Consider the following 24,478-nt stretch of genomic DNA (forward strand, 5'->3'; position numbering starts at 1 on the left):
AAGTGTGTTCGTTCTAACGATGGTTCAGCCTAGATTACAGGGGGGACACTAAGCTGAACCATGGAGATGAAATCTGTAATGATTTTTAGAACGTTAGCAAGAGATGGGGCTTGCTAACGCGCTGTATCATTTAAATCTTACCGATTAAATCTTACCAACTAGGTCGATTGAAGGAGCTAGTGTCTCTTCACCTGGCTGCCATGCTGCAGGGCATACTTCACCGTCGTGAGTCGCAACATATTGAGCAGCTTGGATTTTACGTACTAGCTCAGCAGCACTACGACCAATACCTAGGTCATGAACTTCAGCAACTTTGATCTCACCTTCTGGGTTGATAACAAATGTGCCACGTAGTGCTAGACCGTCTTCCTCAATCATCACACCGAAGTTACGTGTGATAGTGCCCGTTGGGTCACCAATCATTGGATACTTGATCTTACCTATGGTGTCAGAGCTTGAGTGCCACGCCTTGTGAGTGAAGTGAGTGTCAGTCGATACTGAGTAAACTTCAACGCCCATAGACTGTAACTTCTCGTAGTGGTCAGCCATGTCGCCTAACTCTGTAGGGCATACAAATGTAAAGTCAGCTGGGTAGAAAAATACAACAGACCACTTGCCTAGAAGATCTTGCTCAGTCACTGGGTGGAAGTCACCGTTGTGAAAAGCAGTTGCAGAGAATGGCTTGATTGTAGAGTTGATGATTGACTGATGCATGTAATGCTCCGTTTTAATCGTTAAAATTGAAAATACTATTTCTTTAAATTCAACAAACTGAATGAGTGATGATGAGTCTCTTAAAGCCAGTTCGTTTTCGATGGGAGAATAATAACGGTGCACAAAAAATTATGATAACGAGTAAAAACTATCAATCTAATCTATTTTTCCGAATAGGATTAACAAATCAGCGATATTAGGTAGTTAGCGCGGTTTAAAGGCGTGAAAAGTCGAGGATAGGGCCTCAAAAATACCAAGATTAAATCTATGGACGAAAAAAACGATTAACAAAGCCAGCAAGTAAATGGCTCGCCAATACTAATGGTATTAGCGAGACATAAGCTGTCACAACAATTAACTACAAGGCTTATTCCCGACGAAACTTATTCCCAAACATCGAATCGGGTCAACGAACGCCCCAGCTGAAAATCCAACTGCTGCGATAACGCTTGCGCCTTGGTTTTTAAACCACTGGCGCTGATCTCACGCTTTGCCTTACCCGCAAACACCACCCAGTTACCGCTACCCGTTAGGCAGGCACGTACCTCGACGAAGTAATTATTAAGGTAAGCGAGTAACTCACGGTTGTGGCTATGCTCTTTCCAGCAGTTAAGCACAAGATAACCATCGGCCTTAATCAAGGCGCCACATTGAGCGATGAAAGACTCCGATACCTGAGCTGCATCGACGCCATCGGCGCTATAGATGTCGGTAAAGATCACATCGACCCGCTTATGATCGCCAAGCTCTAAAAACTGTTTCGCATCCTGATTGATCACCTTGAGCTTTTTGCTCAAAGGTAGCTGAAAATAGCGCTTTGCCAACTCAATCACATCGGATCTCAGTTCGACTGCGGTGAGTTTGATCCCCGCATCGAAGTGACGTAGCGCGTGGATGAGTCCACCACCGCCAAGCCCGAGTACGATAGCACTCTTAGGTTGGCTATAGAGCAGCACCAATAGCATGGCTTGCACATAGGTATGCTGCGGAATATGCGGCGCAGCTTTGAGTAGCTTACTCTGCTCGTCGTTTTCACCAAATGCCAGAATTCTCGCTTCCTTATCTTCTAACACAATAAGTGGGCCGTATTCATCTTGGGTTTGGTGCAGTACTTGATATTCTGACATGAGGTCTCCGACATTTGGGGCGCTATTATGCGTTAAATTCTGCTTTAATAAAATGCCGCCGTTATAGCCACAACCCCCGATAGCTGTGAGGCCTTGGAGTAACAAGCAATACACATCAACAAACAAAAATCAGCACCGCGCCAAATCTTGGCACAAACACCACAGCCATAAAACAAGTCACAGCAAGGTCACTACAAACAAAACAATTTTCCAACCCAGAGTTGCGAGCATTATCACATCTCATTTTTTACCGATACATACAATCTGCGCCATTCTCAATTTAGTAAGATCAAACCAATGAAAAAGACAATCTCAGCAGTCGCGTTAACTGCAATTCTAAGCACTCAACTTACCGGTTGTATGGGCCAAATGGGTCTAAGTGCCATGGTAACTAAGGCAAACCTTAGCGCTGTAGATAACCGTTACGGCCGTGCAGGCCTATTTATGCTTATGAGCCCAATTTATGGCTTCGCTGCGACTGGCGATCTATTTATTGTTAACAGCATCGAATTCTGGACTGGCACCAACCCAGTAACGGGCCGCTCTCCTGCTGTTGTTGACATGCCTGTTGAAGCGATTTTCAAGGTAAACCAACACATCGATGGCGACCTAACTACCGCTCCGCTAAAAAACGTTAAGCTAACTAGCGCTTCAATGGTTGCAACTGACGAAAATACCTTAGCAATGACGCTAGTGTATGAAGATGGTAGCCAGCAGGTTATGTCTGGTGTTAAGCAAGGCGAGCATGTTGATTTCTATTTAGATAACAGCTTCATTGCACGCATAAGCACAGATGAGCTTGCTGCGTACCAGCAAGGTTAATACCAAGCGGTATAATTAATAACGCTTACTCCGTGATCTAAAAAGGGCCAGTTATACTGGCCCTTTTTTTATCTACTTTGACTAAAGCGTTTTATGCTTAGCCCGTTACTTGAGCGTTCGTTGGAAAAACGCCACCGCCTGCAGATACATCTGTAGTGCAAGCGCTGGATCATACCTGCTATCTTCATCACGCATAAAGGCATGCTGGGCATTGACCTCTAGCCAGTTAAACTTAACCTCAGTGGCTTCAAGCTTGTCATACACTAGCTTGCGCCCTTCACTGGATACATGGGGATCTTGCTTACCAAACACCATCACCAACTCGGCCGCGATATCGCCGGTTCGGCTCAAGGAGTCATTACCCTTGTCACTAGGCAAAGTATTGGAGTGGATATCGGTCGGATATAAACAAAACGCCCCTTGGATATCGGGATTTATTGCGGCGCGATAGGCTAAATGCCCTCCAATACACACCCCCATGCTACCAATATTGCTGCTGCAAAAACTTAGGCTGCGAGCAAAGTCCACCAGCGCCTCAGTGTCGCTGTCATGGTCTTCCAGCCGCTTAGCAAACTTATCTTCGTTACCTTTGTCTTTACCTATATCGTCGTACGCCAGTACGGTGCCGATAGGGTTAAGCTCATGAAACACTTCAGGAACCAAGACCACAAAGCCGTGACCGGCCAGGATCGCAGCGGCACGGGCGATAGGCGCCGTTTGCTGGAAGATCTCTGAATAAAAGATAATAGTTGCAAATTGCCCTTCACAATCGGGGCGGTATAGGTAGGTCCGCATGGTTCCTGTTGCGGTGGAAATATCATGGACCTCTTGAGTAATGATCATCGGCTCTCTTTCCTTAGATGCTGGTCAGTAGACAATGACTCGCCACGTAGGCAGCGAGCAGTATGATAATAGCTATCTTCTTATGTCGATTATAATCAATCCTCTCGATAGCTTAAGCAAGTGGTTTAACTCTATAAAAAAGGCAGTCGCACTCAAGTGATTTACACCTAAAATCGCTCCTGCCCACTCACTTATCACTAACAGATTAATACAGCTGATTAGGGCACGCCTCTCCTGCCAGCAGCTGAGTGACATTTGTCAGTGTGGTGTGTGCAATCGCGCTCAAGGCTTCCTCTGTTAAGAATGCCTGATGGCCAGTAAAGATCACGTTGTGGCATGCCGATAGACGCCTAAAGACATCATCTTGAATGATCTCACTCGACTTATCTTCAAAGAATAGTTCTTTCTCATTCTCGTAAACATCTAACCCCAATGAGCCAAGTTGACCAGACTTGAGAGCTTCCATAGCATCGAGGGCATTAAGCAAGCCACCACGGCTGGTGTTGATCACCATCACGCCAGGTTTCATCTTACTAAAGCTCTTCTGGCTCAGCAGATGATGGTTCTCTTTAGTCAGTGGACAATGCAAACTAATCACATCACAAATCGGATATAGCTGCTCCAGAGATAAATACTCGACCCCTAAGTCAATTACCGCTTGATTTGGATAAGGATCGTGAGCCACGACTTTGCAGCCGAAACCTTGCAGTACCTTGATGGTTGCCAGCCCAATTTTACCTGTGCCTATTACGCCGACTGTGCGGCCATGCATGTTAAAGCCCACGAGTCCATCTAGTGAGAAGTTCGCATCACGGGTACGCTGGTATGCTTTATGAATTTTACGGTTCAGGGTCAGCATGAGTGCCACCGTGTGTTCGGCCACTGACTCGGGAGAATAGGCCGGTACGTTTACCACCTTCATGCCCAAACGCTCGGCAGCCTCAAGATCGACATTATTAAAGCCCGCACAGCGCATGGCGATAATCTTGGTCCCACCCTGTGCTAGCTCGACTAACACCTCTTCACACAGTGAATCATTGACAAAGGCGCACACTATCTCAAAGCCTTCTGCTAACTTCACCGTTTGCATACACAGTCGATAATCGAAATATTCAATATTGGCACCAAAGCCAGCATTGGTGCGATCGAAGTACTGCATGTCGTAATGTTTAGCGCTAAAGAAGCCTATTTTCATTGTAGAAACCTTACCTAAATGAGAAGGAAAAACCGTAACCAGTGTATGTGATATTGGCAGATTTGTCTTGTAGGCCATGGAGCTATGTCTAATGGGAGGGAGTTTTTAGACAAAGAAAAAGCGAGCTCCTGACAGCTCGCTTTCCAGCTTATTCTGAAGGCTTTGCTAAGGAGTTAAGGATAAATTCTCTTAAGCATTCAGATCGAAGCCATTATTGACTGAGCATAAAAATATCAATAACAGCAAGGAGTAAGCATATGTTTGCTAGCCTACCACTATCTATAAATAGGTATCGATATCTGCTTCACAAATTTACTGTATAGCCAATGCTATCGCCTTCAAAATAAACAAAACAGCCATTAAACTAGGCTTGTGATCTGTCAATGCTTTTCAAATAGCCATTTCCTGATAAGATTTACAGCAACCTAGTAGCACAAGACTCCTTAAATATGGCCAGAAAAGAACTCACAGAAAAACAATTTATGATCCAACGTTTTTCTAAGACCGCCCTACGCGCTTTGCATATATTGGGGATCACCGGGGCTGGTGGTGGCATTTTACTGCACGTACCTCAGGAACAATGGCTGGTCTACTGGATCATGGCCATGAGCACTGGCGCGGCCATGATGGCTTGGGAGATAGTGCGTGACTGGCAGTGGCTAATCCAGCTAAAGGGGGTGCTGACCCTAGTAAAGCTCGGTTTGCTCGGTTTATTTATTCCCTTTGCCACCTACAAGCCTGAGCTGCTTATCGCTATCGTGTTATTATCAGTAGTCGTATCCCACGGCCCAGCAGGGCTAAGACATTTCTCAGTAGTACATGGACGCAGAATCGGTGGAAGAAAAGAAGTTAAAGGCTAACACTGCTGCACTGATCACTCAGTTTTCAGCGCTGAACGACTACCTCGCCCCCAGCTGTCAGGTACTCGACCTTGCCTGTGGCAGCGGCCGTAATGGTCAATGGTTTACCAATAAAGGCTGCCATGTGAGTTATCTTGACCAAAACCTATCAAGGCTAGATGTAACAGCTAATGACCCTAGCCCCATCGAGTTACTCGAGTGGGATCTCGAAGATGGTAGTGCGCCGAAGCTCCCTACTGAGCACTATGATATTGTTCTGGTATTTAACTACCTACACCGACCGCTATTCGCGCAAATAATGGATAGCATCAAGCCTGGCGGAATAATTATTTACGAGACCTTTACCGAGCAACAAGCACAAATCGGTCGGCCTAAAAATCCCAACTTCCTGCTTAAAACGGGTGAATTAAAAGCATTATTTGCCAATTGGCACACACTCCATTACGCTGAAGATCTATTCACTGAATTATCTACGGCGAGTTATAAGGCGCAGCTTATCGCTCAAAAACCACCAGTTTAATTGCAACTGCGATAAAACAGCATGAAATGGAGGCCAGCTATGTTCCCCTATCCAGAACAATATCGAATTGCGCTTCCCCCTATCATCACAGGCTTTATGGTTATCTGGGCACTGCTAAGTCGGTTAGTGTTTGGCGATGCCAGCGTTCTGAGCCTGTATCCACTGTTAGCCCTGTTTCCCATCATCATCTTGCTACATGTCTATCTGATCTGGGATGCCAGAAGTATGGGACGCCTAGACCAATCCTTCTACGCCTTGATCCACTGCGCCTTGGCATTTGTAATTTGGACCTTTGCCATCATGCATGTTAACGGCCGAGGCTTTTCTTAATTCAGCCCAAGCGATAACTGGCGCTACGTTGGATTATCTCGAATCTGCTTGCATGAAGAACGTCCAAAGAGGTATCTTTGCCGCGCATTTTTAATAAGGTTCAATCATGACTGATTTCGTCTACTCTCCTCCCACTACGCCTTGGCTTGAAGTCTTACATCAAGACAGAGACATTATGGTCGTTAATAAGCCATCGGGGCTGCTCTCTGTGCCGGGTCGAGATCCTGCTCATGCAGATAGTACCTACACTCGGGTGTTGGCCGAATTCCCAGACGCTAAAATCGTCCACCGCTTAGATATGGCGACTTCCGGCGTTATCGTGGTGGCTTTGCTGCGCAGCGCAGAATCAGAGCTTAAGCGTCAATTCAGAGACAGAGAAACCGAGAAGACCTACTATGCTAGAGTCGCCGGTCACGTCAAACAGAACCATGGCACGATTAACCTGCCACTGATTTGTGACTGGCCAAATCGCCCGAAACAGAAGGTGGATCATAAGATAGGTAAGCCATCACAGACTCATTATGAAGTGATCAGCTATGGCAAACGTTCAACCTTAGTTAAACTAACCCCCATTACTGGACGCTCCCATCAGCTACGAGTACACATGATGGCCCTAGGACACCCAATTTTAGGCGATAACTTCTATGCCGACCCATTAGCAAAAAGACTCGCTCCACGTCTTTTGCTACATGCTCAGTCACTCACTATTACTCACCCTTACACTAAAGAGCGAATGACCTTTAGCTGTGATGCCCCCTTTATGAATGCCGAGGGCGAGCAGTAAAACTGATTGAGAACGCTTTAAAGCAAAGCGCCAGCAAGACACGACTTAGTCGTTGGCGCTAATCGCTCGGTAACCCTCCGCATCCCCCCTTTTCGACAACCTCATCTTTAAGCACTGCACTCCTTCCGTGACAGGGAGTGTGCAAAATAGCGAGTTCTACAGCGCCGCCGAGATAGAAGGTGTGCCATCTCCAGCACTTCTTCCATAAACCAGTAGAATATTCATCAAAAAATCCGTAAATTGCTTAACTAACCAATAAGCAATTGACCTATTTATTATGGAAGCCCCATTTCAAAGAGACTCTCTCGATAACCAAATCTTGTCTGCTTTAATGAAAGAAGCCAGAACGCCTTTCGCCGAGCTGGCTAAACGCTTCGGCGTCAGTGCGGGAACTATCCATGTTCGCGTTGAGAAGATGAAACAGGCGGGCATCATCACTGGGGCACAAATTACCGTTAACCCTAAAGCCTTAGGCTACGATGTATGCTGTTTTATCGGTATTAACTTAAAGAGCGCCGGTGACTACCCAGCCGCCATCTCAAAGCTCAATGCATTAGAAGAGGTGGTTGAGGCCTATTACACCACTGGTAACTACAGTGTATTTGTAAAGGTAATGTGCCAGTCTATCGACGGACTGCAGCATGTATTGATTAATCGTATACAATCTATCGATGAGATCCAATCGACCGAAACACTCATTAGTTTACAAAACCCTATCGTACGGGCAGTTAAGCCTTAAAACGAATAGAAATAAGTTAGAAGTATTAATCATTGCATCTAAATGTGTCAAAAACAGTTACAAAACACTTTTTTTGACACATCTGTTATCAATTATAGCTTTTTATGTTACAACCTTGTCAACCGACTCGTTCGGGGAACTAAAAAAGCAAGAAAATAATAAAAGTATGACCACGCCTATGTAGGTCTAGGCAAATTGACGAGGAAAACGTTGTGAAAACTAAATTATCTATCGCTATTTCGGCTGCGCTACTCTCCAGCACCGCAATAGCTGCAAATACTCAATACACTGCAAAAACTTATGCGCCTGAAATCCTATCCGCTGAACAATACAAAAAATCTCAATCAGCTCCCAGTCAAGTAGCACCTCAAAGATTTATTGTTGAATTAGAGTCTCCCGCGCTTTCAATGTATAAAGGTGGGAGCTCTTCATTTACAGCTACCACTCCGACAAAGAAGGGGCAAAAAGTAGATCTTCACTCTGCTGAAGCTAAATCTTACGCAAGTCACCTTGTACAGGAACAGAATAAATTTGCGTCTGCACTTTCACAAATATCTGCAAACTCTGTAGTGGAGCGTCAATTTCAAACACTATTTAATGGTGTCACGATTGCTGGGCAAGGCTTATCTATCGAGCAGTTAATGGCTATTCCTGGTGTTAAAGCTGTTTATCCGGAAGCCATGTATGAGATAAACATGGACGCATCCCTTGAGGTTATCAATAGCCAAGCAATGTGGACTGCCGTTGAAGGTATGGAGAATGCTGGTAAAGGCATTAGAGTTGCAGTTATCGATGGCGGTATCCGACCAGAAAACCCCATGTTTGCAGATGATGGTTTTGATGCACCAACAGGGGCGATGCCTACTGATGATTACTGTTCAACTGTTGATACAACTTTTTGTAATAACAAATTGATCGTTGCGCGTTGGTCACAACCAACATTCCCAGTATGTGCCGACGAATATATGAGTCCATTAGGCTTTGGTGGTCACGGTACTCACGTTGCAGGTACAGCTGTAGGTAACAAAGTTAACACTACTTTTAAAGACGTTGATGTTGAACTTTCAGGTGTTGCTCCAGCAGCATACTTGATGTCTTATAAAGCACTCTATTCTAAAGCTGATTGCTCCGGCGGTTCAGGTTCTAACATTATGTTGATGGAAGCCCTAGAACATGCTGTTAACGATGGTGCAGACGTCATTAACAACTCTTGGGGGGGCGGAGCGGGTGGCGATCCCGCAAACAGTCCATATAAGACAATGTTTGAAGCTGCTGAAGCTGCAGGTATCGTTGTAGTCACTGCTGCGGGCAATGATGGTAACGGAGCTAAAACAATTGGCTGTCCTGCATGTATCGAATCTGGTATTAGTGTAGCAAATAGTACAACTGGCCGATTCTTTGCTAATAGCTTTAATGCGGGTGGTGAAGACCTACTTGCTATTGAAGGCAATAATGGGTTGCTAGAAGCCGATATTGCCCTGCCAATTATTGCTTCAATAAATGTTAACTCAGACAACTTTGAAGGTTGCACAGCATTTGATGCTGATGCTTTTAAGGGCAGTATCGCACTCATTTCTCGTGGATCTTGCTCTTTTGCTGATAAAGCCGCAAATGCACAAGCTGCAGGCGCAGAGGCCATGGTTGTTTACAACAATAAACCTGGCGCACCAATCAGCATGTATATGCCTGATGCAACGCTAGCTTCTGTAATGATTTCACAAGAAGATGGTGAAGGAATCTTAGATTCAGAAGTCTCATCTGGCACAATTTCAGCGGAAGTTAAGCGCATAGTAGCTCAGTCATTAGCCGATACTATTGCCGCCTCAAGTTCACGCGGTCCAAATGGTAATGAAAATATTCTAAAGCCAGACTTGGCTGCACCAGGCACAAACATTTTGTCAGCTTACTCTCCAGATGATGGCGGTGAAGACTTCAACATGATCTCTGGAACAAGTATGGCGAGTCCACATGTTGCAGGTGCTGCAGCATTGATGACACAGTTGCATCCAGAGTGGTCTGCTAACGATATTAAAACAGCTCTAACCTCAACAGCTAAAATGGATGGTATTTTAGATGATGACGCGGTAACTCCTGCATCACCATTCGCTATGGGCGCTGGTCGCATGGATTTAGATGCTGCAGCTAAAGCGGTATTAACATTTGATAAGCCTTCCATTGCTGCAGATTCATGTGTAGGACCTTGCACATTTACTCGTACTGTTTATAACAAGAGCGATGAGAAAACGGCTTGGACACTATCAGCATCTACAGATAGTGCAGGCATTACTGTTTCACCAACATCACTAGAACTTGAAGCTGGTGCATCAGCTACCTTCACTGTTACTGTTGACTCTACATTTACTGAATATGGCTCTTGGATCTTCGGTAACGTCATGATTAAGAGCGATGAAGGTAAACAAGATGCGCACCTTCCTCTTGCTGTTATGGCAAAAGAATCAAGCGACTCATCGCTTATCTCGACAATGACAAGTGCTACAGATATTGAAGCAAGCGATAAATTCCCAATCAAAGCCGTTGTAAATAACACTGTTTTTCAAAATACTGTCACAGTTACAGCCTTTGCTCCAGAAGGTACCAAGCTGACTTCAGCCGATGATGTCGTTATCACACCAACTGGTGCAACTGAAAATGGTCGGGACGTCAATGAAGAGCTAGGAATGATCACTTGGGTTGGTAAGCTTAACCTTCCTAAAATGGGCACAACGACTGGCACAGGTACTTTCCCGAGTATCTTTGATCTTGATTTAGCTTATGTACCTGCCTGTAATAATGGCTGTGACGAAAAGTCATTTACATTCAACACTCCTGAATACAAATACAATGGAGCTACATACTCACAAATTACCATTTCAGATAATGGTATTGCGCTTGTTGGTGGTGGCAGTACATCTGGAACTTGGAACAATAAAGAGTTACCAGATAGCGCTAATCCAAACAACATCCTAGCGCCATTCTGGTCTGATTTTGATCTATCTGATGGCAGTGAAACCGATACTGGTGGTGGACAACTAGGTATCCAATTTGTCAATACTGGAACCGATGTGTGGATTGTCGTTGAGTGGAAAGATGCTCAATTATACGATGATGCATCTGGTGACAAGTATAGCTTTAGCACTTGGATCCGAACTGGTGATAATGAGACGGTGTCATTTAACTACTTCGCTGTTCCAAATATGCCTGCAAACCTAACGATTGGTGCAGAAAACATCGGTGGTACAGTAGGCACAACCTATCACTACAACGGTGAAGGTAATAGTGTCGCTACAAATGACTTTGTTGATTTAACGAACACAGCTGCTGGTAGTGTAGAGATTAACTATATGGTCGAATCAACTACCTTTAATGCTGGTCATACCGATATGGTAGAAGTGGAAGAAGAAGGTACGGCAGAATTTAATGTTCTTGATAATGATATTGGTGGTCAGAAAGTTGCACGAGCTTCAGTGACGGGTGACGGTATGACAGCACATGCTCAACGTCTTATCGATATCGTTCCTGCAGGTAAATTAGGCATGGTCAAAATAGTTGACGAGCCTTCAAATGGTGAAGCGACTGTAAGTGATGATGGCACAGTAACTTATACTCCTAACGTAGATTTCTTTGGTGAAGACAGCTTTAGCTACACTTCACAAGATGAAAAAGAAAATACTAACGAAGCGACTCAAGTTCATATTGCCGTAACTAATGTTAATGACGCACCAACTGTAAGCCCATCAGGTATGACGAGCACTGAAGGGTTTGTTGTAACAGCAAAAGCAAACGGTCAAGATGTTGATGGTGATAACTTAACTTATACATGGGAGCAAACAGCAGGAACAGATGTAGAGTTTACTAATGGTGGCGAGTCTATCTCGTTTACTGCGCCACAAGGAGCTCAAGATCTCGTATTCTCTGTTATTGCATCTGATGGTGAGTTGTCGAGTGAAACAGCGACTGCAACAATCTCAGTAACAGCTAAAGAAGAGAAATCTTCAGGTGGTTCACTAGGATGGTTAGCACTAGTACTTCTACCATTTGCAGGCCTACGTCGCCGCAATAAGTAATAATCACTAAGTATTAACTAAAAAAGGGAGCCACTGGCTCCCTTTTTTAGTCGCTAAAATCTAATAAATAAACTACAGCTCAAACAGATTAGTCATTACCTTGTAGAGTTCTGTGCCTTGATAGACTGAAGCCGAGGCAAAATGCAGGATTGGCACACAGTCTTGCTTAAGATAGAGCGATGTAAACTCCTTATCTGTGCCATACAGATCCAGCCTTAAGATATTTGCTAAGGCCTCACCCTCTTGCAATGGCTCCCCCAGCTCAGCCTTATACTCAACCATGCCTGCCGTTGGCGCGTGAAACTTCTTATAGTCTTTCAGATAACAGCCAAATCTTGGCATTCTTGCCGGCTCAACCTTATCGTCGATCACGCCGCGATGGCTTAAGTAAGCCAAGATCCCTTGCGCATCGTTAAGGGCATCACTCATATCAATACGCTCTTGGCTGGCTAACTCCAAGGTAAATGCCGACACAGGTACATCTAAAACTCGCCCCTGTGATTGTGCGTATTCAGCCAACTGCCACCAAGGACAAAACGCCGCTTCATCCATGGCGCCGCCAAAGTCATTGGGGATCACCAGAGTAAAGGGAATGGAGAAAAACGCGGCTGAAGCGACATCATATTCAGGGCAATACATATGCTTGCAGGACTTAGGGCCGGTATGCAGATCGATAACAATATCGGCAGCATGAGCCATAGACTGCAAGGTTACCGCAAGACGTTTTCCCGTGGTCACGCCCCACTCACTGTTAAGGTGCGCCTGACACGACTCAATTAACTGCAAGTGATATGCCTGAATCAACGCCTTGTCATCTAAATGAGCATGTTCTTGATACCAACTTGCCACATCAACTTGATGATCGAGATACTCTCTATTCCAGTTAACGCCAGTGATAGGATCGAAGCGCCCCAAGGTAAACTCACCGCTTTTTTGATTAATCCCTAACGGATTAGCCAAGGGAAGTAAGGTTACCTCCCCCTTAACGTCCATTGTCTCCAGCAGCTTCATCAGCTGAAAAATTACTGCGTTACCCTGCACCTCAGCACCATGCACATTGGCTTGAATAAATACACTTGGCGCACTCAGGTCTTGTGCAGGAAGTTGGTAAACAGGCACATTCAGCTCCTGCCCCGTAGCCAACTCGCCTACCTTCAGGCTAGTTTGGGTAAATTTCATCAATGACTCGGCTCCCAGCTCATCTCTATCTGTTATCTAGGCTTCAAATAGGTTTTCATGCAGGGCGCGAATCACATTTGCCGCCTCTGATTCATCCACTAAGATACACAAGTTATGGGGGCTGGCGCCTTGACAGATCATGCGTACATTGTAAGTTTCTAGCACTTCAAATACCCGGCGGCACACTCCCGCGGTCGAGGCGATGTTATTACCGATCACCGCCACTAGAGCCAAACCATCTTCGACCCGCACTCGGCAGTGCTGAGATAACTCCTGCAGCAGTGCCTCACTTAACAAGCCTTGCCCACTTGAGTCAGAACCCGTTTTATCTAATGTCAGTGCAACGTTAACCTCTGAGGTGGTGATCAAGTCGACACTGATCTTATGCCGAGCTAAAGTCGCAAACGTCTCGGCGAGGAAGCCCTGCGCATGTAGCATCTGTAAGCTGTGTAGATTGAGTAGGGTTTGATCGCGGCGCACCGCAACGGCGCGATAAACAGGCTCGCTTTCAACCTTATGGCGGATCCAAGTACCACCCTGCTCTGGTGCCCAGCTTGAGCCAACAAAGACCTGAATCTTTTGCCTAACCGCAGGTAAGATGGTTGCAGGGTGTAAAACCTTGGCACCAAACGTCGCCATCTCGGCAGCCTCGTTAAAGCTGATTTCGGCTATCGGGCTCGCATTGGGAGCCAGTCGAGGGTCAGTAGTGTAGATCCCCGCAACATCGGTCCAGATCTCAACCGCATAGGCTTGCAGTGCCTCGGCTAGCAATGCCGCCGAGTAATCACTACCACCACGGCCAAGGGTTGTGGTGTGACCTTCACTATCGGCGCCCACAAAACCTTGAGTCACTATCACCTGCTCAGCAAGTAATGGTTGAAGATGGATTTGCGCCAATTCAGCAATTTGTTCGATTTGCGGTTCTGCTCGGCCATAATGGCTATCGGTTCTAAGGACTTGGCGCACATCAAAAGCCGATGCGCTCGCCCCTTTTTCTCGCAATACCGCGGCAAAAAATATTGAAGAGCACATCTCACCTTGAGATAAGAGCTCATCCATTACAGCCTTGTCGCGAGTCAGCTTTAGTCGCTCCACGAGAGTCGAGATATGGCTGAGGGTGCGATCAATTTTTGCGGCCACATCGCTAGGGTTACCCAATTTATCTAAAATTTGATATTGGATTGAGGCGATCTTCTTGATCAGCGCCTTTGACTCATCACTACTGGTTTCAGCCTGAGTGAGCGCGACTAATTGATTAGTGACACCACTCGATGCGCTCACTACCACTACGCGGGTTTGTGGATTAGCAATGATAATATCGGCGCAGCGCTGCATGGCGTCAAAATCGGCCACCGACGTGCCACCGAACTTGGCGACAGTTAACTGAGAAACATATGTTACAGATTCTGATGCTATAGACACAGTACCGCCTCCATACAAATTAGAGATGGCTGACACACGCAGAAATGGGTATTTTGAATAACTAACATGAAATAAGCTCCGAACTAACTTCGTTCGAAGAGCCTGGTGCTATTGATTGCACCCCAAAAGATGGGACAAAGCGATCGTCACCAGAAGCTCTCCACCATAATAAACCTAGGTGACAATCGACAGGATTCAGCCTGAACAACCAACATTCAAGCCAGACCAAATGGCTATGAATATCTCGGCGCTAATCTCCCTCATAAGTCATCACAGGGTCTTGGTCCCCTCAAACTTACTACCTAGTTAGCGCTCCTCTTCTGTACTTGTTTTGTATAAGGCCGTTTTCTCTAAAACAATAGCTGCTTTGTATACAAAATAAGAGTTCAAAAAATATCAAAAAATAACCAATCAAGTCAACGTAAATATAAACTGATTTAGTTTTATACAAGTTCAGGTCGAAAACCATGCAAAAAGGTCTGCTCAGCTGAACAATAATCAAACAATATCAGGAAACTCCTGCACTCTATTAACTCTAAGCGAAAAGGCACCAAGAAAGGCCTCCTCTTTCGCCAGTAAGCAAGGTACGAGCTGTAGCTTATCCGCTTCAACATAATAAATAGCATTTTGATTAAACAGGCGTCCAAGCTCGATAGCCGACGCCTTATCGGTTGCCACTACCCAGCTCTTCTCCATATGCTTCCTATCCTGAGATGAGCCAATCATTGCGCGATAAGGCAAGCCCAATCTGTATATTTCATGTTGAAGTTGGCGGTCTAAAAGACCATTTTGGCAAGGGGTCAGAACCTCCCCTCTGGGGTTATGGGCAGTGATAATAGCGAACGATAGCTGCGAGGACAGGGATTGAGTAAGCAGAAATTCAGTTTCTTTATAATAGCGCCACAGGGTTTCAACAGAGTCATTCATTGCTAACAATTTCTCCAATTTAGGTGCAATTATTATAGCAAACTCGTAAGCGCCTCCTAGCATCGTGATATAGGTCACTATTTGGAAATTAGCCATTTTCAATAAAATCAATGACATAATTTTCAAAAAGTGATCTAAATCATATCGTAGAGGAATTTTGTTAACATTTCATTTGTTAACAAATGCCTAAAACGAGTACAATAAGGCTTGTTGATTGACTCATACTGTATACATGTAACGAACACATTTTGTTACACATATCTGAAACAGATAGAAGAGTAATCCACACAGCTGTATCAAATGTGATCTATGTTTTGACTTAACATTTAAACTCCATAAAAAACGGTAGTTAAGGAACTTTTTCCTACAATTGTTAATCGAAGTTTATACAGTTCACGTTTTTCCATATGTGAGATACCCATACTTTGCTTATCATGCAGTGTGTTGCTGTTTCGAACCAAATTTGAAAGCACCTACGTGTATCAGTGATTTATCAGCATAACTAGATGGAGTATAAATATTATTATACTCATGGTTAGAATTGACAGAGATTAGGTAATTAATATGCAAAACCCGCACATTCTGATTGTTGAAGATGAAGCAGTAACAAGAAACACACTTAGAAGTATTTTTGAAGCAGAAGGATATGTGGTAACGGAAGCCAATGACGGCGCTGAAATGCATAAGGCTATGCAAGACAACAAAGTTAACTTGGTCGTTATGGATATTAACTTACCAGGCAAAAACGGTCTTTTACTAGCTCGTGAACTTCGTGAAATTAATAATATCGGTCTAATCTTCCTAACGGGCCGTGATAACGAAGTAGACAAGATTCTAGGTCTTGAAATTGGTGCAGATGATTATATCACTAAGCCATTCAACCCACGTGAATTGACTATCCGTGCTCGTAACCTATTAACTCGCGTTAATAGCACAGGGACAGATTCAGAAGAGAAAAGCGCAGTTGAGTTCTACCGTTTCAACGGTTGGAGCCTTGAAATCAACAGCCGTTCTCTAGTAAGCCCACAAGGTGAGTCATACAAGCTACCACGCAGTGAGTTCCGCGCGATGCTTCACTTTGTTGAAAACCCAGGCAAGATCCTAAGCCGTGCAGACCTTCTAATGAAGATGACTGGCCGCGAACTTAAGCCACATGACCGTACTGTTGACGTAACAATCCGTCGTATCCGTAAGCACTTCGAAAGCTTGCCAGATACGCCAGAAATCATCGCAACTATTCACGGTGAAGGTTACCGTTTCTGCGGTAGCTTAGAAGATTAATTCTAAGCTTTTCAAGCTGTACTGCTAGCGCAGCAGCAAATAAAAAGCCAGTCGATTGACTGGCTTTTTTTATGGCTATATTTTGTATCACTAGCATCAAGGTTTTCAAACTATACCCATAAATAATTTAGAGCATTTAAATAAAGCAGAGCAGGCAGAGGGCAATATTCACACCATGAGTAGTCTCTCTTTCCACCGGCATTCACAACACTCAATTATAGATATCAGCAGTTATTATATAAATTGTATAATATTCTAGTGTTATTAATTGGGCTCAATTTCCCCCGCCTAAAATATTTCACCTATTAATGATAATTAATATTAAATTCATATAATCAAAAAACGCCGCAATAAATAGATATCAATCAACGAATATCATCACGGCGAATCATGGATACTTACTGCTTTAATTGACGGTCTAAAAAGTCAGCTAGTGAGCGATATAAATGCACTCGCACTTTTTCTCCGCGCATTGAATGCTTAGATCCTGGGTAATCGATCATTTGGAACAACTTACCTTCGTCCTGTAAAGCCTTATAGACTCGAGTGCTGTTCTCAAACAAGACATTGTCATCGGCCATGCCGTGGTACATCAATAAGCCTGACTGATAACCGCCGACATAGGGCAATACGCTGCTGGCCTCATAACCTTTAGCATTGGTTTTAGGGTGGCCCATATAGCGCTCGGTATAGTGGGTGTCATATAAGGGCCAGTCTGATACTGGCGCACCAGAGATCGCCGCCTTAAAGTAATCAGGCGCCTTAAATAGGCTCATCAATGCCATATAGCCGCCATAGCTGTGACCATAAATAGCAATGTTGTCGCTATCGACATAAGGCAGTGTGCGCAGGTAATCCACCCCCACCTTTTGATCCTTTACCTCAACCTCACCAAGCTGCTTGTAAATCACATACTCAAACTTGGTGCCGCGATGCGCAGAGCCGCGGTTATCGAGCTGATAAACGATATAGCCTTGCTGTAACAGGTGCTGGGTAAAGTAGTCTTGGTGGCTCCAACTGTTAACCACCAGCTGTGCATGTGGGCCACCATAGACACGCACCACCACAGGATACTGCTTTGCAGCATCGAAGTTTGTCGGCTTGAATAGTCGGTATTGTAACATCTGACCATCCTCGGCTTTTAGCTCGCCAAACTCCGGCACTTGCCACAAACCAAAGTAATCATAAAGTGGATGGCCTTGCTTCACTTCATTTTGCTCAACCCAAGCTAAACGCTCGCCGCTTTGGTCATGCAAGCTCACCTGTGGCGGCTGTGAAAGACTACTGAAGTAATCTAAGTAAACGGGTTTGTTGTCGGCAAATACAGTGGAGTGCATGCCGCTACGTTGACTAATTGATTCAACTTTCCCCCCCGCCAATGCCACGCGGTAAAGCTGCTTCTCAGTTACCTTAGTTTTACGGCCGGTGAAGTAAACCTCGCCCGCCTTTTCATCGATATACTCAACAGCGTCTACCGCCCAGTCACCTGACGTCAGCTGACGGATAACCTTGCCATCTAAGCCTATCAAGTAAAGATGGTTAAAGCCGTCACGCTCTGACGCCCAGATAAACGCGTCCTGTTGCTTTAAAAAGTACAGGTCGTCATTAAGGTTTACCCAAGCCTGACTGCGCTCATTGACTAAATCTCTGTCATTTTTGATATCATCGATCGCGACAATACGCAGATCCAGCGCTTGCTGATCGCGGCTCTGCCACTGATAGGACAGATGTTTGCTGTCTGGCAGCCATTTAACCCGTGGCAGGTAGATATCAGTTTCTTTGCCTAAATCGACCCAAGCGACTTTTTTATCATCAAGGGTTACCACGCCCAGCTCAACCTTGACGTTATTCTCGCCAGCGTAGGGATAACGCTGCTCGGTCAACTTAATTCCGTCGGCGTAAATTTCGTTACGAGTCACCAGCTCAACACCCGACTCATCGATACGGGTATAGGCAATAGCTGACTCATCGGGCGCCCACCAGTAACCCGTCATTCTGCCCATCTCTTCTTGAGCGACAAACTCCGCCATGGCGTTTTTAATCGCGCCGCCGCCATCGGTCGTTAACGCCGTCACTTTCTGTGTTTTCAGATCCAATACAAACAGGTTTTGCTCACGCACAAAAGAGACATAGTGCCCTTTCGGTGACAAGCGAGCATCGGTAGCAAAGCCTTCACCCGTTGCAAGCAGCTTGACCTTGTTATCTGCAACCGAGTAGTAATACAGTTGACCCGCAGCCGGGATCAGAATCGCCTCGCCATCATCAGACCAGAAGTACTCCATGATCCCCTGACCATAAATGCGCTGACGCTCACGGCGCGCTTTCTCCTCATCAGACAGCTCACCGGCCTCGAGCTTATCGGCATCGATAAGCAGGCTCTGCTTACCACTGGCCACATCCATCTGCCACAAGTCATAGAGGTGTTGATCCTCTTTACGACCCGCAAGATAGGTCACGCGCTTTCCATCCGGTGACAGTTTAAGCCCGCGGGGGCTGCTACCCGCTAGCGCAGGAGAGGCATACATACGTTCAATGGTAAGAGGGTGTGTGCCACCAGTAGGCGTAGAGGTTTGAGCAATCGTTGCAGGTGTAATTACCACTGACAAAGAAGCCAACAGTAAACTCATCCAATTTTTTGTCATTATTATTCCCTGGATTAATCGCGAAGTAGTCTTCAGTTAAATCGTATTCAGCTCAACACTATTTAGCTGAAAGCTAACTAGAAGCTCGGCAGAGAGCTTGGCTGAAAATTCGACTACATTGTGCCTTAATCGTCACTAAAACAAAAATTGTACAATTTTTTGTCAATTCATTCCCACCGAAAAGCCAATCTTTACAGCTGAAAAAACTGCCATACTCAGGTATCATCGCCACAATAATAAAGAACTCTCAAATATCCTGACCTCAAACTCAATTTACTGTCGTAAAATTGTATAGGAAACAAGATGCAAACTCTGGCTGAAAACCTGACATCACAAGCAATTTCTCCTACTCTTGAAAAGCTGCTCCTTACCCTAGCTAACACCTCAAAAGAGATTAGCCATGCAGTACGCCACGGCGCACTCGCTGGCGTACTAGGCGCTACAGAGCAAGAAAACGTTCAAGGTGAGACTCAGAAGAAACTCGATATCATCACCAATGATATGCTCAAAGATGCCCTTAAGGCGGACGGTACAGTGCGCGGTATCGCCTCTGAAGAGGAAGACTACGTTGTCGAAGCCGATGCTAATGGTGAGTTCCTAGTCTGTTTTGACCCACTGGACGGTTCGTCAAACATCGATATCAACTCACTTGTGGGTACTATCTTCTCAGTTTTACCCGCGCCAGCTGGTGAGTTAACTGAAAAGAGTTTCCTACAAGCGGGTCGCAACCAAGTTGCCGCAGGTTATGTGCTATATGGCCCATCAACCATGCTTGCACTGACTACAGGTAAAGGCGTACAGCTATTTACCCTAAACCCAGAGACTAACGAGTTCTTGCTCACAGATGGCGCGATGGCTATCAGCAAAGACACCGGCGAGTTTGCCATTAACATGTCAAACCAACGCTTCTGGGAAGCGCCAATGCAGACTTACATCAGCGATTTGCTACTCGGTAAGATTGGCCCACGTGAGAAGTCATTCAACATGCGCTGGATTGCCGCCATGGTTGGCGACGTGCACCGTGTACTTTGTCGCGGCGGTATCTTCACTTACCCAACAGACAACAAGAACCCTGAAAAGCCATACAAGCTACGTTTAATGTACGAAGCCAACCCAATGGCATTCTTGGTTGAGCAAGCCGGTGGTAAAGCGTCTACGGGTTATGAAACCATTATGGATATTCAGCCAACAGCAATTCACCAACGAGTGGCGGTTATCCTTGGCTCTGCCAATGAAGTTGATATGTGTCTTGAGTATCATCAAGTTGATTATTCTGAAGAACCTTCTTTATAAGGTTTTTAGATAGGTTCTAGGGGTTAACATAGGTCCTAGGTCCTAGGAAAATCAAAGAAAAAGCGCAATCCTATGTTAATTAGGGTTGTGCTTTTTTTTTGCGCCTAGCTTTTTGGCGCAGGGGCTTGTAGCTATCAGGCTGCGCCTGACCTTTAAGTTAGACTGCGTCTAACAACTAAAGTCGTGAGCTTCCAGCTCACACACGGCCAAGAAGGGGTCTACAGCAACCCCCTCTTGGATCTCCCCTGCCGCCCCGACGAAGTTACATACATTAGATACGGGCCTCATACTTATGGATAAATAGCTAACGCTTCCGATGGGGCATCCTGCCCCGCGAAAGCTACGCCGACATCCATGTCGGCATCACGCGATTTATTCCAACGAACTTCGGCAACTTCGATGGGGAGTCGGTGCCCCCTGTAAGTTAGTTCAAAAAACATACCAACAATTATTAATTCAATTCATCAAGAAAGGTGATTTTCAATAGAGCGCATCCATTCAAGAATATCTCCATTCGGATCCATCTCGATTAGATCCGCATTTGTATAACCATCCATAACTAAAGTATTCAGTTTTTTCTTACACTTACTTTCATTATATTTAGTTAAAGCTGAGAGTGCTGTAGGTACATCCATGTCATCATCAATATCAATATCGACTCCAAAAATAGCTTTAATTGCCCTTGGTGATATATAATTTTCCAATTCACGCTTCGTTGTTATAAATGCTTGCGAAGCATCGCCACGTGCATTCACGGCATCCGCAGTAACTTTATATTTAGGGGGAACATCCATATCGCGATCATAAATATGCACTTCTGGCTTACCTAAATTCTTCAAGTAGTGAGAGTTAACCCAATCTCTAAGTGTATCTCCCCCAAGCGGTATCATAACCACTCTTGGATCATCATTTAAATCAGGAATACCAATCCCCTCGGCTAATAAGTTCCGTGAGAGTCTTTTAAAAAAATTAATATCATTGGGACCTTCTAGACAGACTATTACCTGAGCACGACTATCTGGAAGTACACCAAGATCTTTAGCAATAACTTCATAAGTTGCATCTTGCCCACCAGCAACAATTAGTCCGCCACTATCATTACGGTGAATATGTCGTAAGCTATAAAGATCTATTTTTTCAGCTAACGCTGGAACGTGAGTAGTAAGAATAACTTGGCAATTATCCTGCTCAGCTAATTCTTTAAATGCGTCAACGAGCATTTGTTGATAACTAGGATGCTGTGAAGTCTCTGGTTCCTCAATTGCATAGATTACTCCTCGGTTAGTATTTTCTCGCTTAATGCGCTCAGCTTCTGCTTTAAAAAAGCTAATCAAGATCAACCTACGAACACCACTGCCTCTTTTATTAATATGAACACCATCACTTCCGATAAGTGATAATTTAAAAATACTATCCCACTTAGGCTCAACCTTGAACTCTGGTATGAGCTCACTTGCCAACTCTGAGTCTATCTCATTTAAATGAGATATAGTGTCGACTGCGACTTCAAGAGTTCTTTCTCGAACAACCCGCTTAATATGTTCCAATTCTTCTTCTAAACCCGAAAGGGCGTTATTTACAGCAGCCTTCATAGGGTCTTGTACTTCAGCCTCTTCATCTGTACTCGGCCTATCAGCTCGAAATAATGCAAAATGGGGTAGATAAGTAGCAATTTTATCCCAAACAGATTTCCCATCTTCAGCTTTCAGTGGAACCATTTGAGATTTTAGCTTCAGATCTCCAACTCTATCGTAGATACCTTGCCGGAGTAATACATTTACTTTTTGATCAGCTACTTCAACCGCTAACCGCTGAGCAATTGCTTTTAACTGATCATTTTTCTTATAAAGAATTCCCTTTGCATCTTTAGCAGAAGGATGCACGCAATTTGCAGCATACTCCCCGTTCCCTTTCCCCTTTTTAAAAATTCGATATAACTCTAAATTTCCTATTTCGTTTAATAAATATTCATTTGCTAGAGTAGTTCCAGCTCTTTCATCTAAAATGAGATTTTCTGGTAATTCAGTAAACTCACACCCAACAAGAACATCATCATTATCAGCGGAGTATACGCACTTATCTGTTACGTCAAACTTGCACAATTTATGATTAAAAAACACACCTAATGCATCTAGTATTGTGGTTTTTCCAACGTCATTTTTTCCAATTAGTGCAGTAAGATCTGATATATCAACAGTTGTTTGTTCTTGGTAACCACGATAGTTCTTCAATATAAGGCTGATGAGTCTCATTCTGTCCTCCTAGACGTATAACGTTATTCCATCTTTAAATTTGAGTCTCTAGTAACTTGAATTTTTTATTATCAAACACCCACAATAACACCAGAATTAAGCTCATTACTTAATCTTAATCAACTTCCTTCCGAACAACACACTAAGTAAAGTTGACGAATTATCACTCTTTTTTAATCCTACTTTTTCTAGTAAAAAATACTTCAATTAAATCTGCTCATATACCTCAAATAAAACACCAAATCCCCATCGGAGTTGCCGAAGTACGCAGATGAAAATGCCGTGGAACCATCATGGATGATGGTTCAGGCTCGGCGGGACATGGATGTCCCATCTGAGCCGTTAGGCAATTTTTATTGGAGTATGAGGAATCACAACTTCGTCGGGGCGGCTCGGGAGATGCAAGAGGGGGAAGCTGTTGTCCCCCTCTTGCCCGAGTGTGAGCTGGAAGCTCACGACTTTAATTGTTAGACGAAGTCTAACTGGTAGACTTCAAAAACGATAAACCACGCTATCGCTAGCGAGACTTAACATATGGTTGACCAATCGCCTTTGGTCCCACTGCACGGCCAATAAAGCCGGCTAGTAACAACACAGTTAAGATATATGGTAATACCTCAATCGCCTGTACTGGGATCTCGCCAACCAGTGGTAACTCAACACCTTGCAGACGAATCGCAATCGCGTCTAAGAAACCAAACAGTAGGCAACCAAATAACACTGGCACAGGTTTCCACTTACCAAAAATCAACGCTGCTAAGGCGATGAAGCCTTTACCCGCACTCATATTAGGCACAAAGCCCGCACTGTGAGCTGTCGACAAATAAGCCCCCGCCATCCCCGCAAGCACACCGGCAATAATCAGTGCGCGATAACGGATCCAAGCAACTGAAATACCAGCAGTATCTACAGCGTGTGGGTTTTCGCCCGCTGCACGTAACCTAAGGCCAAAACGGGTTTTATAAACAACCCAGTAAACGGCTGGTACAGCAAACAGCGACAGATACACTAAGAAGTTATGCCCTGATATTAGCTGGCTATAAAGCATGCCAATAACTGGTACATCGGCTAATGCATCTGCAAATGGCAAAGTGATAGCGGTAAAGCGTGACTCATCATTTAGCGCAGGTGTTTGACCACCTAAGCCAAACCAGAAACGACCCAGAGTAACGGTTAGACCTACGGCAAGCATGTTAATTGCTACACCAGAAACGATCTGATCGCCTCGGTGAGTAATTGATGCAAAGCCATGGATAAGTGCCAACAGCACTGAAATACCGATACCAGCCAATAGACCTAGCCAAACAGAGCCCGTTACCGAAGCCGTTGCTGCTGCGGCAAAGGCGCTAGAGAGCATCTTGCCCTCCAGTGCAATGTTAACGATTCCTGAGCGTTCAGAAAAAAGTCCGGCCAATGCAGCAAGAATAAGTGGAGCCGATACCCTTAGCGTTGCATCTAAGATCAGAATGATACTCTCAAACATA

At 44.7% G+C, this 24,478-nt stretch carries 19 protein-coding genes and 1 riboswitch; of the genes, 9 read left to right on the plus strand and 10 right to left on the minus strand.

Going from position 1 to position 24,478, the window contains the following annotated elements; translation table 11 throughout:
- Positions 1–144: 144 nt before the first annotated feature.
- Together ahpC and JMA39_RS04830 are read right to left on the minus strand one after the other, a co-directional pair.
- Complete coding sequence (ahpC, locus tag JMA39_RS04825; RefSeq protein WP_202720686.1) at positions 145–714, minus strand: alkyl hydroperoxide reductase subunit C; 570 nt, start codon at positions 712–714, stop codon at positions 145–147.
- A 383-nt stretch (positions 715–1,097) separates the two neighbouring features.
- Positions 1,098–1,841 (minus strand): spermidine synthase, encoded by a 744-nt coding sequence (locus tag JMA39_RS04830; RefSeq protein ID WP_202720687.1) that lies wholly within the window; start codon positions 1,839–1,841, stop codon positions 1,098–1,100.
- Between the two features lie 297 nt (positions 1,842–2,138).
- Here JMA39_RS04830 and JMA39_RS04835 point away from each other — a divergent pair, with 297 nt between their 5' ends.
- Positions 2,139–2,663 carry a DUF3332 domain-containing protein gene (locus JMA39_RS04835; protein WP_202720688.1) on the plus strand — a complete coding sequence of 175 codons (525 nt, stop codon included), beginning with the start codon at positions 2,139–2,141 and terminating at the stop codon, positions 2,661–2,663.
- Between the two features lie 105 nt (positions 2,664–2,768).
- On the opposite strand, the gene JMA39_RS04840 is transcribed toward JMA39_RS04835, so the two are convergent.
- Together JMA39_RS04840 and JMA39_RS04845 are read right to left on the minus strand one after the other, a co-directional pair.
- The gene (locus JMA39_RS04840; RefSeq protein WP_202720689.1) at positions 2,769–3,506 is read right to left on the minus strand and encodes a dienelactone hydrolase family protein; all 738 of its coding nucleotides are present in this window, start codon (positions 3,504–3,506) and stop codon (positions 2,769–2,771) included.
- A gap of 205 nt (positions 3,507–3,711) precedes the next feature.
- Positions 3,712–4,701: a 2-hydroxyacid dehydrogenase gene (locus JMA39_RS04845; protein ID WP_202720690.1), complete on the minus strand. Its 990-nt coding sequence runs from the start codon at positions 4,699–4,701 to the stop codon at positions 3,712–3,714.
- A gap of 449 nt (positions 4,702–5,150) precedes the next feature.
- On the opposite strand from JMA39_RS04845, the gene JMA39_RS04850 reads away from it, so the two are divergent.
- From JMA39_RS04850 to JMA39_RS04875, 6 genes are all read left to right on the plus strand, one after another.
- Positions 5,151–5,561, plus strand: coding sequence for a hypothetical protein (locus JMA39_RS04850; RefSeq protein WP_202720691.1), 411 nt, complete (start codon positions 5,151–5,153; stop codon positions 5,559–5,561).
- On the plus strand, positions 5,521–6,081 hold the full coding sequence (locus tag JMA39_RS04855; RefSeq protein ID WP_202720692.1) for a class I SAM-dependent methyltransferase: 561 nt from the start codon (positions 5,521–5,523) through the stop codon (positions 6,079–6,081). The genes JMA39_RS04850 and JMA39_RS04855 overlap by 41 nt, the downstream gene beginning before the upstream one ends.
- Positions 6,082–6,120: 39 nt before the next feature.
- Positions 6,121–6,411, plus strand: coding sequence for a hypothetical protein (locus JMA39_RS04860; RefSeq protein WP_202720693.1), 291 nt, complete (start codon positions 6,121–6,123; stop codon positions 6,409–6,411).
- Positions 6,412–6,517: 106 nt separating this feature from the next.
- Positions 6,518–7,195, plus strand: a complete 678-nt coding sequence (gene rluA / locus JMA39_RS04865) for a bifunctional tRNA pseudouridine(32) synthase/23S rRNA pseudouridine(746) synthase RluA (protein WP_202720694.1) — start codon at positions 6,518–6,520, stop codon at positions 7,193–7,195.
- A gap of 277 nt (positions 7,196–7,472) precedes the next feature.
- On the plus strand, positions 7,473–7,934 hold the full coding sequence (asnC, locus tag JMA39_RS04870) for a transcriptional regulator AsnC (protein ID WP_012275918.1): 462 nt from the start codon (positions 7,473–7,475) through the stop codon (positions 7,932–7,934).
- A 212-nt stretch (positions 7,935–8,146) separates the two neighbouring features.
- Positions 8,147–11,998, plus strand: coding sequence for a S8 family serine peptidase (locus tag JMA39_RS04875; RefSeq protein WP_244999871.1), 3,852 nt, complete (start codon positions 8,147–8,149; stop codon positions 11,996–11,998).
- A 72-nt stretch (positions 11,999–12,070) separates the two neighbouring features.
- Here JMA39_RS04875 and JMA39_RS04880 read toward each other — a convergent pair whose 3' ends face one another.
- From JMA39_RS04880 to JMA39_RS04890, 3 genes are all read right to left on the minus strand, one after another.
- Positions 12,071–13,177 carry a succinylglutamate desuccinylase/aspartoacylase family protein gene (locus JMA39_RS04880; RefSeq protein ID WP_202720695.1) on the minus strand — a complete coding sequence of 369 codons (1,107 nt, stop codon included), beginning with the start codon at positions 13,175–13,177 and terminating at the stop codon, positions 12,071–12,073.
- Positions 13,178–13,213: 36 nt separating this feature from the next.
- Entirely contained in the window at positions 13,214–14,599 is a 1,386-nt protein-coding gene (lysC, locus tag JMA39_RS04885; protein ID WP_202720696.1) for a lysine-sensitive aspartokinase 3, read from the minus strand.
- A 145-nt stretch (positions 14,600–14,744) separates the two neighbouring features.
- Positions 14,745–14,927: riboswitch (Lysine riboswitch) on the minus strand.
- Between the two features lie 170 nt (positions 14,928–15,097).
- The gene (locus JMA39_RS04890; RefSeq protein WP_202720697.1) at positions 15,098–15,526 is read right to left on the minus strand and encodes a DUF3293 domain-containing protein; all 429 of its coding nucleotides are present in this window, start codon (positions 15,524–15,526) and stop codon (positions 15,098–15,100) included.
- A gap of 564 nt (positions 15,527–16,090) precedes the next feature.
- Here JMA39_RS04890 and arcA point away from each other — a divergent pair.
- Complete coding sequence (gene arcA, locus JMA39_RS04895) at positions 16,091–16,807, plus strand: two-component system response regulator ArcA (protein ID WP_012153996.1); 717 nt, start codon at positions 16,091–16,093, stop codon at positions 16,805–16,807.
- 398 nt (positions 16,808–17,205) lie between these two features.
- On the opposite strand, the gene JMA39_RS04900 is transcribed toward arcA, so the two are convergent.
- The gene (locus tag JMA39_RS04900; protein ID WP_202720698.1) at positions 17,206–19,449 is read right to left on the minus strand and encodes a S9 family peptidase; all 2,244 of its coding nucleotides are present in this window, start codon (positions 19,447–19,449) and stop codon (positions 17,206–17,208) included.
- Positions 19,450–19,752: 303 nt separating this feature from the next.
- Here JMA39_RS04900 and JMA39_RS04905 point away from each other — a divergent pair, with 303 nt between their 5' ends.
- Complete coding sequence (locus JMA39_RS04905) at positions 19,753–20,742, plus strand: class 1 fructose-bisphosphatase (protein ID WP_202720699.1); 990 nt, start codon at positions 19,753–19,755, stop codon at positions 20,740–20,742.
- 464 nt (positions 20,743–21,206) lie between these two features.
- Here JMA39_RS04905 and JMA39_RS04910 read toward each other — a convergent pair whose 3' ends face one another.
- Complete coding sequence (locus JMA39_RS04910; RefSeq protein WP_202720700.1) at positions 21,207–22,994, minus strand: ATP-binding protein; 1,788 nt, start codon at positions 22,992–22,994, stop codon at positions 21,207–21,209.
- A 517-nt stretch (positions 22,995–23,511) separates the two neighbouring features.
- Positions 23,512–24,477 carry an ABC transporter permease gene (locus JMA39_RS04915; protein ID WP_202720701.1) on the minus strand — a complete coding sequence of 322 codons (966 nt, stop codon included), beginning with the start codon at positions 24,475–24,477 and terminating at the stop codon, positions 23,512–23,514.
- Between the last annotated feature and the right edge of the window lies 1 nt (position 24,478).

Source organism: Shewanella schlegeliana, assembly GCF_016765635.1.
Classification (GTDB): domain Bacteria; phylum Pseudomonadota; class Gammaproteobacteria; order Enterobacterales; family Shewanellaceae; genus Shewanella; species Shewanella schlegeliana.

Excerpts from the sequence above, each read along its gene's own strand:
- ahpC (WP_202720686.1), bottom strand. The coding sequence starts at position 714 with ATGCATCAGTCAATCATCAACTCTACAATCAAGCCATTCTCTGCAACT.
- JMA39_RS04830 (WP_202720687.1), bottom strand. The coding sequence starts at position 1,841 with ATGTCAGAATATCAAGTACTGCACCAAACCCAAGATGAATACGGCCCA.
- JMA39_RS04835 (WP_202720688.1), top strand. The coding sequence starts at position 2,139 with ATGAAAAAGACAATCTCAGCAGTCGCGTTAACTGCAATTCTAAGCACT.
- JMA39_RS04840 (WP_202720689.1), bottom strand. The coding sequence starts at position 3,506 with ATGATCATTACTCAAGAGGTCCATGATATTTCCACCGCAACAGGAACC.
- JMA39_RS04845 (WP_202720690.1), bottom strand. The coding sequence starts at position 4,701 with ATGAAAATAGGCTTCTTTAGCGCTAAACATTACGACATGCAGTACTTC.
- JMA39_RS04850 (WP_202720691.1), top strand. The coding sequence starts at position 5,151 with ATGGCCAGAAAAGAACTCACAGAAAAACAATTTATGATCCAACGTTTT.
- JMA39_RS04855 (WP_202720692.1), top strand. The coding sequence starts at position 5,521 with ATGGACGCAGAATCGGTGGAAGAAAAGAAGTTAAAGGCTAACACTGCT.
- JMA39_RS04860 (WP_202720693.1), top strand. The coding sequence starts at position 6,121 with ATGTTCCCCTATCCAGAACAATATCGAATTGCGCTTCCCCCTATCATC.
- rluA (WP_202720694.1), top strand. The coding sequence starts at position 6,518 with ATGACTGATTTCGTCTACTCTCCTCCCACTACGCCTTGGCTTGAAGTC.
- asnC (WP_012275918.1), top strand. The coding sequence starts at position 7,473 with ATGGAAGCCCCATTTCAAAGAGACTCTCTCGATAACCAAATCTTGTCT.
- JMA39_RS04880 (WP_202720695.1), bottom strand. The coding sequence starts at position 13,177 with ATGAAATTTACCCAAACTAGCCTGAAGGTAGGCGAGTTGGCTACGGGG.
- JMA39_RS04890 (WP_202720697.1), bottom strand. The coding sequence starts at position 15,526 with ATGAATGACTCTGTTGAAACCCTGTGGCGCTATTATAAAGAAACTGAA.
- arcA (WP_012153996.1), top strand. The coding sequence starts at position 16,091 with ATGCAAAACCCGCACATTCTGATTGTTGAAGATGAAGCAGTAACAAGA.
- JMA39_RS04900 (WP_202720698.1), bottom strand. The coding sequence starts at position 19,449 with ATGACAAAAAATTGGATGAGTTTACTGTTGGCTTCTTTGTCAGTGGTA.
- JMA39_RS04905 (WP_202720699.1), top strand. The coding sequence starts at position 19,753 with ATGCAAACTCTGGCTGAAAACCTGACATCACAAGCAATTTCTCCTACT.
- JMA39_RS04910 (WP_202720700.1), bottom strand. The coding sequence starts at position 22,994 with ATGAGACTCATCAGCCTTATATTGAAGAACTATCGTGGTTACCAAGAA.
- JMA39_RS04915 (WP_202720701.1), bottom strand. The coding sequence starts at position 24,477 with ATGTTTGAGAGTATCATTCTGATCTTAGATGCAACGCTAAGGGTATCG.